This window comes from Pseudomonas sp. ANT_J12, assembly GCF_008370045.1.
Classification (GTDB): Bacteria; Pseudomonadota; Gammaproteobacteria; order Pseudomonadales; family Pseudomonadaceae; genus Aquipseudomonas.
Genome location: NZ_VOBN01000041.1, coordinates 1 through 15,584, shown reverse-complemented (window position 1 = coordinate 15,584; position 15,584 = coordinate 1). Strand labels below are relative to the sequence as shown.

Below are 15,584 nucleotides of genomic sequence, written 5' to 3'. Positions count from 1 at the left end.
GGCGAAGGCGTACTCAAGATCGCCTTCGCCGGCAAGCCTGGCTCCTACAAAGGCAAAGGCAAACGAAAAAGCCCGCCAAGGCGCAAACCTTGGCGGGCTTTTTTGTAGCCGGGTGTTTTAGAACGCGCCCATGTAATCGCGCTTGCCCACTTCCACACCGTTGTGACGCAGCAAGGCGTAGGCGGTGGTGACGTGGAAGAAGAACTGCGGCAAGCCGTAGCTCAGCAGGTAAGCCTGGCCGCTGAAGCGCTTCTCTTTCGGCGTGCCTGGACGGGTGATGATCTCGATGCCTTCCTTGCCATCGATCTGCTCCGGCTTGATCTCGCCGATGTAGCCCAGCACCTTGGTGATCAACGCTTGCAGCTCGGCGAAGGTGGTTTCGGTGTCTTCGTACTTCGGCACTTCGACTTCGGCCAGACGCGAAGAAACGCCTTTGGCGAAATCAACGGCGATCTGCACCTGACGCACCAGCGGGAACATGTCCGGGTACAGGCGGGCTTGCAGGAACGCGTTCGGGTCAATGTTTTTAGCAGTGGCGTGGGCTTCAGCCTTGTTCAGAACATCGCTCAGGGCGGTGAGCATTTGTTTGAAAACCGGGACGGAAGCGGCGTACAGGGAAATGGTCATGGCAGTCTCGTGTTGTGGCGGGTGTGAAAACGTGGAGCGATTATAGCCATGCTTGATGACCGGGCGGCTTGCCTTTTGTTTCGCAAGGATTAGGCTAGGCGGCTTCGACTGCATGCTTCGACAGCAAAGGGAAAAGCGCGAATGAGTACTGAGCAAGAGACCACGTTCGACGAGCCGCGCCTCAACAGCACGGAAATCCGCATTTTGGGCGCCTTGATCGAGAAGCAGGCCACCAGCCCGGAAACCTATCCGCTGACCCTCAATGCGTTGGTGATCGCCTGCAACCAGAAAACCAGCCGCGAACCGGTGATGAACCTGACCCAGGGCCAGGTCGGCCAGAGCCTGCGCGCCCTCGAAGGTCGCGGGTTCACCCGGCTGGTGATGGGCAGCCGTGCCGACCGCTGGGAACACAAAGTGGACAAGGCGCTGGAGCTGGTGCCGGCCCAGGTGATCCTGACCGGGCTGTTGTTTCTGCGCGGCCCGCAAACCGTCAATGAACTGCTGACCCGCAGCGGCCGCATGCATGAGTTCGAAGATGCCGAGCAAGTAGTGCATCAGCTGGAGCGTTTGATCGCTCGCGGCCTGGCACTGTTGATTCCGCGCCAGGCCGGGCAGCGAGAAGACCGTTACATGCATGCACTGGGCGATCCCGCGGACATCGAAGTGATTCTGGCGGCACGGCAGAACCCGACGGAGCGTGGCGCTGGTGGCGGCGTGTCGGTGGAGCGGATTGAAGAGCTGGAGGCGCGGATTGCCGCGCTGGAAGAGCGCCTGGCACGCCTCGAATAACCCTGACACCCACCTTGTGGCGAGGCGGTCCGACAAGCCCCCTTGCCAGGCCCACTCGACGCCGCTATTCGCCGTCCCAATAATCTATGCCGTCGGCCTGCCTGGCCACGGCGACGAAACCTGACGTGCTGCCCTCGGCGTCAACCTTGAAATCATCCATCACCACGTACTTGCCGGAATCCGGGTACTCGCAAATCTCCGGCGATTGTTGGGTACTGACCGCCAGATAACGCAATTCGGCGTTGCTGCTATTGATGATCTGATGCGCCGCTTCGGGACCACCCGGCGGGCAGGCGATGACATCGCCGGCGCGGATCGGGAAACGCTCGGCGCCGAGGCGCACCTCGCCTTCCCCGGCCACGACGTAAAACATCTCCTCGTTGACCCGATGGCTATGGAACGGACTGCCACGCATGCCCGGCTCCAGCGCGTACAAGCGATAACCGAGCTTCTGCGCGCCCAGTTGCTGGCCGATGCGGGCCATGCGTTGTTGATAACGATCGGCGGTGTCGCCCACCGGGGCCACCGCTTCAGGCAGCGGCAACAGCTCGGCCTGATCCAGATTGAGAATGGCGGGATGCATGGAGACCTCGATCACGGTTTTTTAGTGTTGGAGGCAAGTCTTGGCTTGCTGGCGAGCAGTATAGGCTGGGGTGTGGGTTTGTCTGCGGGACCGTGGCGCGGCCGTTCGCGGGCAAGCCTCGCTCCTACAGGATTGGGGTGTGCCATGGTTTGGGCTACAACGCATAACCTGTAGGAGCGAGGCTGCCCGCGAAGAGGCCGGTACAGCCGCCAAAAATCCTGAGCGATCAGCTCCGGGCAAACGCCACTGCCGCCTGGAACTGCTCATCCGTCGGCCGCACACCGGTATAAAGCACAAACTGCTCCAACGCCTGGATCGCAATCACTTCCAACCCGGTGATCACCCGCTTGCCTTCGGCGCGACCGCGCACAATCAGCGGTGTTTCCGAGGGAATCGCCACCACATCGAACACAGTCTCTGCAGACTTGATCACCTCGGCCTCGAATGCGAGCTGATCGGCCTCCGGTCCGCCGGTCATGCCGATGGGTGTGACGTTGATCAGCATCTGCGGGCGGCGGGCACCCAGCTCTGCTTGCCACTCATAACCCAGGCCGTCGGCCAGGGCACGGCCGGCGCGCTCGTTTCGGGCCACTATCAGACCGTTGGCGTAACCGCCATCGCGCAAGGCACTGGCCACTGCTTTCGCCATGCCACCGCTGCCGCGCAGGGCAAAGGTCGAGTCCTTGGGCACCTGGTGGGTTTCCAGCAATTGGGCGATGGCGATGTAATCAGTGTTGTAGGCCTTGAGATGGCCGTCGGTGTTGACGATGGTGTTGATCGACTGAATGGCGGCCGCTGAGGCGTCCAGTTCATCGACCAGCGCGATACAGGCTTCCTTGAACGGCATCGATACGCCGCAACCGCGAATGCCCAAGGCGCGAATGCCACCGACCGCGCCGTTCAGGTCCTTGCTGCTGAAGGCCTTGTAGTAAAAATTCAATTCCAACTGTTCGTACAGATGATTGTGAAATCGCAGGCCAAAGTTCCCGGGGCGCCCTGAGAGCGACATACACAGCTGGGTATCTTTGTTGGGGTTCATCTGCATGAAACTTCTCCTTCCAATGCACTTTCAGATAGACGGGATTAGCCATTCCATCCTGTTCTGTTCGATCATAAGGCCTGTCTGCACGGGGCTTTGCAGGACCGTAAGGAAGCCGGTACAGACCTTACACAAAATTTACCTAACGGCTGTGCAGTTTTTCAAAAAAGCGCTGTCTTAGAAGTATCCCCGCGACAATCCTTGGGTCTATTGCAGATTCAAGCGCCGGGTCGAAGAACCGAGGAATTATCATGATCCGTAAAATCCCCACAGTAGCCTTGTTGATCGGTGTACTGGCTGTCGCAGGGCAGGCAGAAGCCCATGGCGGTGGCGGTTGGCAAGGTCCAGCGGTGTTTGGTGCGATCGTTGGCTCGGCCATCGTCGGCTCGGCCCTCATCAACGCCAATCGGCCGGTCTATGTAGAGCAGGCGCCGGTTTACGTTCAGCCTCAACCGGTTTACGTACAACAACCGCCACCACCGGTTTACTACCAGCCGGCCCCGGTGTACGTGCAGCAACCGGTCTACTACCGCCCGGCGCCGGTTTATTACGGCCCACCACGCGGCTATTACGGCCGGCCCCATGGTTACTATGGGGGCCCACGCTACTAACTGATTGATCAGGCCCCGCCTTAACAGCGGGGCCTTTTTTATGCCCGCCAGTCGGACGAAGTCTGGATAAATCGCGTCAAGGTCGCTGTCGGGACAGTGTTGGCGGGTAAAACAGGCAAGATTGACTGGACCGCCTTCCCTTGCTCTGGGGAAAACGGTCATATTTATGTCATGACAGGTCCGCACAGTTGGAGCTGTCCGTAAACAACAGGTTGATAAAAACAAGGACGACCTCATGCCCACGCAAAACCCGCACCGCAATGTCGGCTTGTGCACTTCCAGCAAGGTGTACAACGCTTTGACCGAACTCAAGCACCTGGAAGGCCATCGCAGCGCCAAATTTCTTTCGCTGCTGGCCGAAAACCTGGTGCGCAAGGGCCTGCTCAACGAGCAGGAAGTCGTGCATATGCTCGACCTGGTCGTGGATTGACCGCCACACTCGCTGTCATCAATGACCACTATCGAGAACGTTGATTGTCCGTCGAACCGCGCGATCCGTAAGGTAGCCCCCATAGATTGATGGAGGTACTTACGATGTCCCAGGTTCAGATCATGTCAGTAATCGGTAGCGCCGTTCCCGCACCGCTTAGAGAGCTAGGACTGCTCGCCTGTTGGTATGTGGTGCGCGACGGCGAACCGATCAGCGGTCCGCTCACCTCGCTGCCCGCCGCCCAGGCCCTGTCGCAACGCATCGGCACTATCCGACTCACGGCCTAAGGCAATTGCACCCGCGGCTTGGTTTCGATGAAGATCGCCCAGCTCGACATAAAGAGCGCGGCGATCAGCGGCCCGATGACAAATCCGTTCAGCCCGAACACGGCCATGCCGCCCAGAGTCGAGATCAGGATCATGTAATCCGGCATCTTGGTGTCCTTGCCCACCAGGATCGGCCGTAGCACGTTGTCCACCAGGCCAATCACGAAGACCCCGAACAGCCCCAGCACCACGCCCTGCCAGATCGCCCCGCTGAGCAGGAAGTACAACGCCACCGGCGCCCAGACAATCCCCGCCCCCACCGCCGGCAACAGCGACAGAAACGCCATCAATACCGCCCAGAGCAACGCACTGGGAATGTCCAGGAACCAGAAAATCAAACCACCCAACGCGCCCTGTGTGATCGCTACCAGCAGGTTACCTTTGACGGTGGCCCGTACCACGCGATTGAACTTGAGCTGCAAGCGGCGTTTCTGCTGTTCCTGCAACGGCACGGCGGTGCGGACTTTACGCGCCAGTTCAGCGCCGTCCCGCAGAAAGAAGAACAACAGGTACAACATGATGAAAAAGCTGACGATGAACTCGAACGTGCCCTGGCCAAACGTGACCACCTGCGCGGCCACGAACTGACTGCCCTGCATCGCGCCCTTGACGACTTTGTCCTGCAAGCCCTTCAACTCGCCGACACCGAACCGGTCTAGCAAATGCTGGAAGTAAGGCGGCAAGCCATGCTTGAACTGCGACACATAGCTGGCGATGTCCAACTCGCCGCTTTCGATGCGGCTATATAGCGACGCGCCTTCCTGCACCAGCAATAGGCTGATGATGATCACCGGCAGAATCGCGATCACCAGACAGATACTCAGCGTGCACAGCGACGTCAGATTGCGCTGCCAGCCGAACTTCATTTGCAGGCGTCGTTGCAAAGGCGCGAACACGATGCCGAGGATGACAGCCCAGAACACCGCGCCGTAAAACGGCAGCAGGATCCCGATAAACGCCAGGGTGACCACCAGCAGCAAGACGAGCAGCGATCTGTTTTGTAGCGTGGTTTCTTTCATGTCCGATCCATGTCAGTGCAAAGGACGCAGGTGCGCGTCTGATGCTTAATCCGCCACGGTTCGCGCGAGTGCCATCCGTTTGTTCAACAAGCATAGATCCAGTTCGATAAACCCACGGTGATCAGGCTGAAGGTGACCAGAAGTTGGGCTAGCAGCTGGTTATTTGGCCCGCTTCAATCCTGTTGACGCGCCCTTTGTCCGACCGGGTCCACAGCCAGTTATAGACGTCATAGCCGCCTTCGCACTTACCTTTCTTTCTGCCTTGGAAGTCGAAAGTCCGCCATGCGCCAGCCTGATGTGAAGGCATCCCAAGCACGCTTTGAATTTCCAGGTCCATGGTGCCCAGCCATAGCTGATTGGCGAGTGACGGCGGCTGCAGCTGTACCGGTAACGCAGGACAATCTTTGCTCGACCGTACAGTATTGAGTTGCTCGGCAACAACACCCGTCACAGCGTGTTCATCACCCCCCATCTCACCGTTCGAAATGATCCAGATCCGCACTCCGGCACTGGGTTGGCTGTAGCACAACCAGTACTCACTACCACCTGCATCGCCTCGATGCGCGATGGTGCCAATGGACGCTTCGCTCATCACCTGCGCCAGCGTTGTTTTCTCAAATTGAATAACGAACGTCCCAAGCATTAGGCTTTCTGAAGGTGCTTCCTTCAGAGAGGCCGACCATCCGACCGCATCGAATGCTTCCTTGGGCGGGGGAACAGCGGCTGTCGCACCGAAGGCGACACTGAAGAGTCCAAAAAATAACGTTGACCGATTCATAGCGCTCCTTTGTTTGCTGGCGACACAACTTCAACCATGTGCACTGTCAGTCATCGCTCACTTGAAATCTGCTGTAGCCGAACTGATCTGCAATACTTGCAAAAAGTGCCTCAGACGCTTGCAGTTCTTCAAATAATATTGCCTGTGCCCTCTCCATTGCTTGTGCGGCAGATCGCTTTAGTTCGACCTCTCGATTAAATGCGGACTCGACTTTCACCTTTCGTACCCACTCAGAGGAACTCATATTCGCACTGTCCGTGACGGCTGATGGCTTCGATGTTCACTGAACCTTTCGGTAGTGTATGTAGGAAATTTCCCAAACCATCATCCGCGGCGATTTGACACCTTTATTGAAGCCGCAAACTTGTTCCGCTCCTGGATATAACTAAGGTATTTATGCCGGCAGCCGTCGACTTTTATGCCGACGGCTACGGTGATCAAGCTGAAGTTTTATTTCTTGCTCAACTGTTCCCACAAGAAGCTATAAGTCAGCGCGTCCATGTGCGCCGACTGCGCATTGCTGGCAGCACCGCCGTGGCCGCCTTCGATGTTCTCGTAGTACGTCACGTTCTTGCCGGCCTCGATCATTTTCGCGGCCATCTTGCGTGCATGGCCCGGATGCACACGGTCATCGCGGGTCGAGGTCAGGAACATCACTGGCGGATAAGTCTTGGCCGCATCGAACAGGTGGTACGGCGAGAAAGTCTGGATGTAGGCCCACTCTTGCGGCACATTCGGATTGCCGTACTCAGCCATCCACGAAGCCCCCGCCAACAGTTGGTTGAAACGCTGCATATCGAGCAGCGGCACCTGCACCACGACCGCCCCGAACAGTTCCGGGTACTGCGTCAGCATATTGCCCGTCAGCAGGCCGCCGTTACTCCCGCCCTGCACGCCCAGGTGTTGCGGCGAGGTGATTTTGCGATGGATCAGGTCCTGCGCCACAGCCGAGAAGTCCTCATAGGCGCGCGGGCGATTTTCCCTTAGTGCCGCCTGATGCCAGCGCGGACCATACTCGCCACCACCGCGGATGTTGGCGACCACATAGACGCCGCCCTTCGACAGCCAGGCGCGGCCCAGGCCTGCGGAATAATCAGGCGTCAACGAGACCTCAAAACCGCCGTAGCCATACAAGAGCGTCGGCGCGGTGCCGTCCAGTTTCAGGTCTTTCGGGCGCACCAGGAAGTACGGCACGCGAGTGCCATCCCTGGAGACGGCGAAGTGCTGTTCGACGACCTGATGGCTGGAATCAAAAAACGTCGGCATGGTCTTCAGCGCTTCCGGCGCCTGGCCGATCTCGGCCAGGAACAAAGTGGTCGGCGTCAGGTAGTCGGCCGAGGTCAGCCAAACCGCGTCGCTGTCGTCGCTGTCCACGGCGTGGGCATCCACGGTGCCGAAACCCGGCGCTCCCGTGAACTCTCTGCGCTGCCACCCGTTATTGCCGGGCGTCAGCACACTCAGGCGATTCTTGACGTCATTGAGTTCATTCAGGACCAGGTGATTTCGGGTGCAGATGACCCCGGCCAGAGAACAGGAAGGGGTAGGCGCGAACAGCACGTCAACGTTGCGCTGGCCAGCCATGAAATCGTCAAACCTGATCGCCAACAGCGAACCGGACGCGTATCCCTCGCCCATCGCCCAGTCATCGCGCAATTCCAGCAGCAGCCACTCCCGATGCACCCACTTGCTCGCCGAGTTCGGCGCATCGATCTTCGTCAGCGTGTTGTCCTTGCTACGCAGGTACATCTCATCGTTGTAAAACGCCAGCGTGCGGCAGACAAAATCGCGCTCGAAGCCCGGCGTATCATCGTGCATGGCCGAGATGTACAGGTCGTCCGTCTCGCCTTCGTAGACCACGCTGGCGGCGCTGAGCGGAGTTCCGCGCGTCCACTGTTTGACCACGCGCGGATAACCGGAACTGGTCATCGTGCCGTCACCGAAATCGGTATAGACATAAACAGTGTCCAGGTCGATCCAGCCCAGGCCACCCTTGGCCTCGGGCAGCTGGAAACCGTTCTCGACCCAGCACTTGGTGCCCAAGTCGAATTCACGGGTGACGCTGGCATCGGCACCACCGCGTGACAGCGCGATCAGGCAGCGTTGGTAGTCTGGACGCAAGCAGTCGGCGCCTTGCCAAACCCAGTTCTCGCCTTCGGCCTCGTTCAACGCATCGATGTCGAGCACCGTCTCCCACTCCGGCTGCGGCGTGCGGTATTCCTCCAGCGTGGTGCGACGCCAGAGCCCCCGAGGGTGGGCCGCGTCCGTCCAGAAGTTGTAATAGCAGTGACCGATTTTCTGTACGCCGGGAATCCGCGTGTCCGAGTCGAGCACCGCCAGCAGCTCGGCTTCCATCTGCTTGAAGCTGTCGGACTGGGCGAGCCGGGCCTGGGTCCTGGCGTTCTGAATGTGCACCCATTCAAGCGACCGTGCGCCCTCGACGTCTTCAAGCCAAAGGTAAGGATCGCTGCCGATGGCAGGCTCCAGGGCAGAGACCGCATCGGCGGCGATGAGGTCGGATTGAACGAGTTTTGACATCAGTGGCCTTCATTGGGACAAAGTCAGAGGCCACGAATGCTAACACTCTATACAGACTCATATGGGTGCCGCGCCCCCGCACGACGTCCTGTCAGTGATCGATCCTCAACGCCTCGGTCAGCCGGTTTGCCGGGTCATTTTCATCGTAGATGATATCGGTGATGCGCCAGCCTTCCGGCGTCTTGCGCAAAAGCACTTTGGTGTCATAGAAGGTCTTGTCGCCCAGCGTGGCCCAGGCCAGTTCTGAATGTGCGATCTCCCCCCACTGACGGGTTTCTATAATCCGATATTGATCAACCCGATCCTGGAAACCGGTGATGAGCGTGTTGTCGACAAAAGCAGGCTTGTCTCCGGGATGCGCCTTGATTTGCCTGTCGCGTTCGACTTTCGCTTCAACCAACAGACGAATAACGGCCGGGTCAAACAGTGGCTTGGCATCCTCGATCTTCAACAAAGCGCTATAGCCGTCCTTGAAGCCGTTCTTGAGATACCAGTCCGCCAGTTTTTTTACAGTGGCCTCGGGCGTATTGGCTTCAACTGAGCATCCCAGCAAGACCAGTCCCATGGCGACCAGGCTGAGAGCTTGATAGAACTTCTTCGGTAATGGCATGGGGTCTCTCTTTCTTTCGATATTGTTCATGGAAATGACCGGATGACGCCGCATCAATACCTGTCGGGCGCACCCTCAGCGCGCGATATGCCGCGAATCCAGCCAACTCAATAAATCTTCGCGCCCCATGGGCCGTGCGCACAGATAGCCTTGCCCCTGGGTACACCCGAGTTCCAATAGCTCCTGGCGCTGCTCTTCGGTCTCAATGCCTTCGATCACCACCGACATGCCCAAGGCTTCACCCAGGGCCAGCGTGCTGCTGATGACGGCTCGACAACGTGGTTTGTGCTTAAGGCTGCGGACAAATTCGCCATCGAGTTTTATTTCGTTGAAAGGCAACTGACAAAGGCGCTGCAACGAGGAAAATCCTGCGCCGAAGTCATCGATGGAGAGCTGGCAGCCCATCATCCGCAAGCGCACCAGACTTTCCATGGCGATGGCCGGCTCCTCCAGCAAACCCGTTTCGGTCAGCTCGAACGTCAGGTCACAACCCGATGCATCGTGAGTGTCCAGAATCGTTTTGATCCTTGATACCAGGCCAGGACTATTCAGCTGTGCGGGCTGCAAATTGAACGCGACGTTGAACCGATGGCCTCGCTCCCGAGCGTGTTGTTGCAGGTTCAGTCCTTGATGCAACAGCAGGAACAACAGTTCATCCATCAGCCCGCCCTGCTCCATCACCGGCATAAATACCGAGGGCGGCAGCACGCCTTTGACGGGGTGATGCCATCGCGCCAGGACCTCGACACCTTGAACCTGGTCAGTCAGCAGATCGAATTTCGGCTGGAAATAAGCGTGCAGTTGCTGACCGTCAAGCGCCCGACGCATCGCCTCCGGGCTGGCCAGCGCCACCACCGGCTGCCACGGTCGCGCGTGCTTTGCCAATAGCGCCTGCAACGCATCAAGCCGCAAGGGTTTGCCCACATCCCCGAGCATCACCAGTCCCGACAACGCAATGACCTGCCGCACGCTACGAAGTACATCCGCCGACAGCGCGTTGCTGATAATGATCGATCCCACCAGCCCGGAAAGGCCTGCGCTGCGCAAGAATTCCAGGCCGCCCCTGCCTTCCATCCGCAGGTTGCACAACGCGATATCAACCGGCCCCACTCGCTCGAGAATGGCCAGCGCTTGCGCACCGTCGGCGGCAACAAAAACTTCCCGGCAGCCCAATTGCCGAAGCATGTCGAGCGCAACCGAACGCTGGAAGAAATGATCCTCAAGGACCAGAACGCGTAGCGGGAGCATGGGCATTTTGGTTGGCTCGCTGGGTGATGGAATAATCAGGCACGAAAATCACGATTGGGGCGCTGTCAGCAGTCCCTTGATCAGCGGCGAAAAGTACGCCACCTGAAGGGGGTAATCGCGCCCCAGCAATTTGCCTTCGCCATACCAGGTGATACCGCCCTGGTTGAGGATCAGACCGTTGCTGCCAAACTCGAATACGCTGCCGATGGAGCTGCTGAACACGAAGCGACTGTCATCCATTTCCACCAGCCTGTACTGCGTGCCCGCAGGCGGCAGTTGATCCTTGATGCGTTGCAGGTAAGTCGGTGCCAGACGGTCAAACAACTGCTTGGTACGCTCACGGTATTGGGGGACGGTTAAACCGGGACTGCGTTGCAACTCGGCAGCGATCACTGCAAACACATCGGCATTGGCCCGCGCCTCCGCCAGCTTGATCGACAGCGCCGCGGCCAACAGCGCGTTATCCACCTGCAGCGAGGATTTCTCCGGCTGCCCATTGGCCGCCGGTGTCGTGACCGGGCGCATGAACTCCGCCGCATCGACCGTCGACAAAACGGTGGTCGCCAGATACGCCGCACACGCAGTGGTCTGCCCCGCCTGATCACCGTTGACCAATAGCGAGAACTGGCTGCCGTGGGTGGGCAACGTTTGTGCATCGACCCCTTGTTGCTTGAGGAAGGCGTTGACCTGCTCCTGTTTCACCTCGCCCCGGGCCAGCGCGCAAAGCTGCTCCATCACCGGCGTATTACGCTGACCGTTGAACTTCGGTGACAGCTCGAATATCGCATCATGAATCACCGGCAGCGCGGGAACGTCGATCCAGTTGCCAGGGACATCCGCCGGCTTGTTGGCCAGGAACTTGTCGTAACCGGCCAACGCCAGCAGGGTGATCAGCGTGGTGACGAAAATCGATTTCATGTTCATAGGTTTTTGCCTGAGAAAAAGTCAGATAGAGACGCATCAAAAACAGCCATCACCACTGATAACCAACGCCCACGGCGACGCCGACATTGCGTTGGGTGTCAGTACTGCCCTGCACCTTGGTCAGCCACCGCCCGTTGCCGGACAAATGTGAAACACCGAAGGCAACCGACGATTGACCGCGATAGGTACTCGCCGCCGCCGTCGTCATGCTTGCTCCTGGCGAGTAGGACTGCGGCAAGCTGGCCATCGCCATTGCACCGGCAATCCCCGCGCTGAGAATTTCGTCTTGCTTCTTGATGTCATTTTTCAGATCCGAATAACGTTGGTCGGTGTAGGCCTTCGCGTTGTCGGTGATACCCGCCACGCTCTTGTTCAACTGGTCGACGTTCACCGCATCCGTGCCGCTGGTGCCGGCCGCGATGTTGGTGAGCTGCCGCTCATTGCCCACGCTACCGACCGATACGCTGTTCTCGCGGTCGGCCACTGCATTGGCGCCCAGCGCCGTGGCGTTCTTGGCCGAGGCCTTGGCGCCGTTGCCCAAGGCGACCGAATTTTCTCCGGAGGCCTGAGACTGGGTGCCGACCGCCGCGCTGTTTTTGCCCGACGCTACAGCCCCCGCACCACCGGCTATCGAATCGACACCGGTGGCTTTCGGTTTGGCTGCCGCGCTGCCGTTGCTCACCTGGAACATGCCGTCGGTGCCGTTCTTGATGTTGGAGACATCGCCCTCGACAGTGCTGATGCGGGCGCCCTGCTGAACCGCAGCGCCATTGAGATTGGCGATCGAGTCATCCGTGTACTGCTTCGATTCGGCGACTGCTCCGTCGAGCTGCCGCACGTTGACCGCATCGGTGGCGTTCTTGCCGTCGGCGACGTTGCTGACGGTGCGGGTGGCGCCGGTCGCGGCATCGCCCACCGACACCGTGCCCGAGGTCACGTTGTTCGCCCCCGAATATTGGCCGGTGTAAGTCTCCGCCCCTCGCCCCCCATCGCTGGAATCGCTGCCCAGTGCAACGCTGCCGTCAGCGGAAGCCTTGGCACCGTTGCCTACCGCCACCGAGTTGCTACCCGATGCTTGCGCGTTGGGGCCCAAGGCCATCGAGTTGGAGCCGCTGGCCACCGAGTCGGCGCTGCTGGAATTGACGTGCAGATACTTGATCCCGCCGCCCGAGCCAATGACGCTCTCAAGGCCGCCGACCCGACCGTCGAGGTTGGTGATGTTCGTGGTGTTTTGATCCACTTGATCGCCGACCGATTTCAGTTGCGCCACATTGACCGCGTCGTTGTCCTGCGTACCCGCCGACAGCCCGGTCAGCTTGCGATTGCCCGCCGCCGTGCCGATACCGACCTCACCGACCGATGTCTGCGGGGTCGCCAAGCGATAAGCGCTGTAACCCGATTCGGCGCCGACTGTGGTCAGCGAATCCGATCCCAACGCCACGCTCATGGCCTGGCTCGCATTGGCCCCTGCACCCAAAGCAACGCTGCCTGTAGCGGAAGCGCTGGCGCCGCTGCCTATCGCCTCCGAGGCATTACCCGACGCCTGAGCATTGGGGCCCAAGGCCATCGAGTCGATACCGGTGGCCGCCGAGTCGACGCCGGTCGAGTTGACGTGCAAATACTTGATGCCACCACCAGAGCCAACAAGACTCTCGAGGCCGCCGACCCGACCGTCCAGGTTGGTAATGCTCGTGGTGTTTTGATCCACCTGATCACCCACCGATTTCAGTTGCGCCACGTTGACCCCGTCATTGTCCTGGGTGCCTGCCGCCAGCCCGGTCAACTTGCGATTGCCCAGCGCCGTACCGACGCCGATCTCGCCGACCGATGTCTGCGGAGTCGCCAAGCGATAGGCGCTGTAATTCGTCTCGGCCCCAACCGTGTTCACCGAACTTGAGCCCAACGCCACGCTCATGGCCTGACTCGCATTGGCCCCGGCGCCCAACGCCACTGATTGCTCTGCACCTGCCTGGGCCGCGCTGCCCATGGCGATACCGGAGGCGAGCAACACCTGGGTATTGCGGCCGATGGCAATGCCACCGGCACCGGCCAGACCGACAGTGGCTTGGTTGCCGATACCAATGCCGTTGTCGCCATTGACCACGGTGGCCGGACCGACCGCAATCGACTCTGCACCGCTAGCGAGTGAGTCCGCAGGGTTCGTCGAATTGGCGTGAAAATAAAGGGTACCGGTCGAACTCAAGGAGCCCATCGCCCCAGTCAATTGACGCAGGGTCACGGCGTCGTGATCCTGGGTGGCGTCCGCCACGTTGGTGATCTGCCGGTAACTGCCTGCCTTGCCCACCGAAACCGAGCCGAGCAAGGTTGCATCCGAGGTGTCATAGATGATCGCCCCGCTGCCGGCCGGGATGGTGCCGGTGGTCGGTGCCAGGGCACGATCGGCGACCGAACCTTCACCCAGAGCGATACCACCCAAGACCTGAACCTGACTCTGATGCCCCAGCGCCAGACCACCATCAGCAGTGACATTGGCGCCCGAGCCGGCGGCAAACGAATTGGTGCCTGCGGCGACGGACACCGGCCCGATTGCCACGCTGTCCACGCCAGTGGCTTGCGAATCGGCCAACACCGAATTGCTGTGGAAGTATTTGATGCCGGTGCCATTGTTGAGAAGGCTGTCGACCTGAGTCCCCAACCCATTGACCGCGGTGTTGGTGGAGAACAACTGGCTGCCGTTGACCGCATCGGTACTGGTCGCCGACACCTGCCCCGCTGCCACGTTGGTGATCTGCCGTTCATTGCCCACGCTGCCGACGCTCAGTACGCCCGTCGGTGTCGTACCGGCGTAATTGAAGGTGGCGCCGTTGATCACACCCGAGGCGGTAGCGACCGCGGCGGCTGTGGTGGCGCCGTTGCCCAGGGCGACGGAGTTGGCGTCACCCGCCACCGCGCCGTTGCCGATGGCCACCGCGTTCGTTGCAGTCGCACTGGCCGTCGGCCCGACGGCCACGCTGTCCACACCGGTTGCTGTGCTGTCGGCGAGCGTCGAATTGCTGTGGAAGTATTTGATGCCGGTGCCGTTGTTGAGAAGGCTGTTGACCTGAGTCCCCAACCCATTGACCGCAGTGTTGGTGGAGAACAACTGGCTGCCGTTGACCGCATCGGTACTGGTCGCCGACACCTGCCCCGCTGCCACGTTGGTGATCTGCCGTTCATTGCCGGCGCTGCCGACGCTCAGTACGCCCGTCGGTGTCGTACCGGCGTAATTGAAGGTGGCACCGTTGACCACACCGCTGGCGGTCGCAACAGCCGCAGCCGTGGTGGCGCCGTTGCCCAGGGCGACGGAGTTGGCAGTGCCTGCCACGGCACCATTGCCGATGGCCACCGCGTTCGCGGCGGTGGAACTGGCGGCGGGACCGACGGCCACGCTGTTCACACCGGTTGCTGTGCTGTCGGCGAGCGTCGAATTGCTGTGGAAGTATTTGATGCCGGTGCCGTTGTTAAGCAGGCTGTTGACCTGCGTCCCCAACCCATTGACCGCAGTGTTGGTGGAGAACAACTGGCTGCCGTTGACGGCGTCGGTGCTGCTCGCGGAAACCTGACCGGCGGCGACGTTAGTGATCTGCCGTTCGTTGCCCACGCTGCCGACGCTCAACACACCGGTCGGTGCAGCACCGGCGTAAGTGACGGTGGCACCGTTGACCACACCGCTGGCGGTCGCAACAGCCGCAGCCGTGGTGGCGCCGTTGCCCAGGGCGACGGAGTTGGCTGTGCCTGCCACGGCACCATTGCCGATGGCCACCGCGTTCGCGGCGGTGGAACTGGCGGCGGGACCGACGGCCACGCTGTCCACACCGGTTGCTGTGCTGTCGGCGAGCGTCGAATTGCTGTGGAAATACTTGATGCCGGTGCCGTTGTTAAGCAGGCTGTTGACCTGCGTCCCCAACCCATTCACTGCGGTGTTGGTGGAGAACAACTGGCTGCCGTTGACGGCGTCGGTGCTGCTCGCGGAAACCTGACCGGCGGCGACGTTAGTGATCTGCCGTTCGTTGCCCACGCTGCCGACGCTCAACACACCGGTCGGTGCAGCACCGGCGTAAGTGA

14 protein-coding genes are annotated in these 15,584 nt (G+C 60.1%); 4 read left to right on the top strand and 10 right to left on the bottom strand.

The window, feature by feature from the left end; all coding sequences use genetic code 11:
- Window positions 1–117 precede the first annotated feature (117 nt).
- Complete coding sequence (locus FQ192_RS33660) at window positions 118–627, bottom strand: DUF1993 family protein (RefSeq protein ID WP_149662258.1); 510 nt, start codon at window positions 625–627, stop codon at window positions 118–120.
- A gap of 141 nt (window positions 628–768) precedes the next feature.
- Between FQ192_RS33660 and FQ192_RS33655 the strand changes: the two genes are divergently transcribed.
- Window positions 769–1,416 carry a YceH family protein gene (locus FQ192_RS33655; protein ID WP_133838825.1) on the top strand — a complete coding sequence of 216 codons (648 nt, stop codon included), beginning with the start codon at window positions 769–771 and terminating at the stop codon, window positions 1,414–1,416.
- Window positions 1,417–1,480: 64 nt separating this feature from the next.
- On the opposite strand, the gene FQ192_RS33650 is transcribed toward FQ192_RS33655, so the two are convergent.
- Together FQ192_RS33650 and FQ192_RS33645 are read right to left on the bottom strand one after the other, a co-directional pair.
- Window positions 1,481–1,999, bottom strand: coding sequence for a cupin domain-containing protein (locus FQ192_RS33650; RefSeq protein ID WP_149662257.1), 519 nt, complete (start codon window positions 1,997–1,999; stop codon window positions 1,481–1,483).
- A gap of 226 nt (window positions 2,000–2,225) precedes the next feature.
- Complete coding sequence (locus tag FQ192_RS33645) at window positions 2,226–3,044, bottom strand: shikimate 5-dehydrogenase (protein WP_149662256.1); 819 nt, start codon at window positions 3,042–3,044, stop codon at window positions 2,226–2,228.
- A gap of 245 nt (window positions 3,045–3,289) precedes the next feature.
- Here FQ192_RS33645 and FQ192_RS33640 point away from each other — a divergent pair, with 245 nt between their 5' ends.
- From FQ192_RS33640 to FQ192_RS33630, 3 genes are all read left to right on the top strand, one after another.
- Window positions 3,290–3,649: a hypothetical protein gene (locus FQ192_RS33640; RefSeq protein WP_149662255.1), complete on the top strand. Its 360-nt coding sequence runs from the start codon at window positions 3,290–3,292 to the stop codon at window positions 3,647–3,649.
- Window positions 3,650–3,884: 235 nt separating this feature from the next.
- Window positions 3,885–4,079 (top strand): hypothetical protein, encoded by a 195-nt coding sequence (locus FQ192_RS33635; RefSeq protein ID WP_123409983.1) that lies wholly within the window; start codon window positions 3,885–3,887, stop codon window positions 4,077–4,079.
- A gap of 104 nt (window positions 4,080–4,183) precedes the next feature.
- Entirely contained in the window at window positions 4,184–4,366 is a 183-nt protein-coding gene (locus tag FQ192_RS33630) for a hypothetical protein (protein ID WP_149662254.1), read from the top strand.
- Here the strand turns inward: FQ192_RS33630 and FQ192_RS33625 are convergent.
- The 7 genes from FQ192_RS33625 to FQ192_RS34910 all read right to left on the bottom strand — a co-directional run.
- The gene (locus tag FQ192_RS33625; RefSeq protein ID WP_149662253.1) at window positions 4,363–5,424 is read right to left on the bottom strand and encodes an AI-2E family transporter; all 1,062 of its coding nucleotides are present in this window, start codon (window positions 5,422–5,424) and stop codon (window positions 4,363–4,365) included. The genes FQ192_RS33630 and FQ192_RS33625 overlap by 4 nt on opposite strands.
- 148 nt (window positions 5,425–5,572) lie before the next feature.
- A complete protein-coding gene (locus FQ192_RS33620) occupies window positions 5,573–6,202 on the bottom strand; it encodes a hypothetical protein (RefSeq protein ID WP_149662252.1) in 630 nt (209 codons plus the stop codon).
- Between the two features lie 450 nt (window positions 6,203–6,652).
- Window positions 6,653–8,737, bottom strand: coding sequence for a prolyl oligopeptidase family protein (locus tag FQ192_RS33615; protein ID WP_149662251.1), 2,085 nt, complete (start codon window positions 8,735–8,737; stop codon window positions 6,653–6,655).
- A 91-nt stretch (window positions 8,738–8,828) separates the two neighbouring features.
- Window positions 8,829–9,377, bottom strand: a complete 549-nt coding sequence (locus FQ192_RS33610; RefSeq protein ID WP_149662250.1) for a hypothetical protein — start codon at window positions 9,375–9,377, stop codon at window positions 8,829–8,831.
- 45 nt (window positions 9,378–9,422) lie between these two features.
- On the bottom strand, window positions 9,423–10,601 hold the full coding sequence (locus FQ192_RS33605) for an EAL domain-containing protein (RefSeq protein WP_149662249.1): 1,179 nt from the start codon (window positions 10,599–10,601) through the stop codon (window positions 9,423–9,425).
- A gap of 42 nt (window positions 10,602–10,643) precedes the next feature.
- A complete protein-coding gene (locus tag FQ192_RS33600; protein ID WP_149662248.1) occupies window positions 10,644–11,519 on the bottom strand; it encodes a hypothetical protein in 876 nt (291 codons plus the stop codon).
- Between the two features lie 49 nt (window positions 11,520–11,568).
- The coding region (locus FQ192_RS34910; protein WP_149662247.1) for a YadA family autotransporter adhesin at window positions 11,569–15,584 on the bottom strand (4,016 nt) is incomplete at its 5' end.

Coding starts and splice junctions, on each gene's coding strand:
- FQ192_RS33660 (WP_149662258.1), bottom strand. CDS start 627: ATGACCATTTCCCTGTACGCCGCTTCCGTCCCGGTTTTCAAACAAATG.
- FQ192_RS33655 (WP_133838825.1), top strand. CDS start 769: ATGAGTACTGAGCAAGAGACCACGTTCGACGAGCCGCGCCTCAACAGC.
- FQ192_RS33650 (WP_149662257.1), bottom strand. CDS start 1,999: ATGCATCCCGCCATTCTCAATCTGGATCAGGCCGAGCTGTTGCCGCTG.
- FQ192_RS33645 (WP_149662256.1), bottom strand. CDS start 3,044: ATGCAGATGAACCCCAACAAAGATACCCAGCTGTGTATGTCGCTCTCA.
- FQ192_RS33640 (WP_149662255.1), top strand. CDS start 3,290: ATGATCCGTAAAATCCCCACAGTAGCCTTGTTGATCGGTGTACTGGCT.
- FQ192_RS33635 (WP_123409983.1), top strand. CDS start 3,885: ATGCCCACGCAAAACCCGCACCGCAATGTCGGCTTGTGCACTTCCAGC.
- FQ192_RS33630 (WP_149662254.1), top strand. CDS start 4,184: ATGTCCCAGGTTCAGATCATGTCAGTAATCGGTAGCGCCGTTCCCGCA.
- FQ192_RS33625 (WP_149662253.1), bottom strand. CDS start 5,424: ATGAAAGAAACCACGCTACAAAACAGATCGCTGCTCGTCTTGCTGCTG.
- FQ192_RS33620 (WP_149662252.1), bottom strand. CDS start 6,202: ATGAATCGGTCAACGTTATTTTTTGGACTCTTCAGTGTCGCCTTCGGT.
- FQ192_RS33615 (WP_149662251.1), bottom strand. CDS start 8,737: ATGTCAAAACTCGTTCAATCCGACCTCATCGCCGCCGATGCGGTCTCT.
- FQ192_RS33610 (WP_149662250.1), bottom strand. CDS start 9,377: ATGAACAATATCGAAAGAAAGAGAGACCCCATGCCATTACCGAAGAAG.
- FQ192_RS33605 (WP_149662249.1), bottom strand. CDS start 10,601: ATGCCCATGCTCCCGCTACGCGTTCTGGTCCTTGAGGATCATTTCTTC.
- FQ192_RS33600 (WP_149662248.1), bottom strand. CDS start 11,519: ATGAACATGAAATCGATTTTCGTCACCACGCTGATCACCCTGCTGGCG.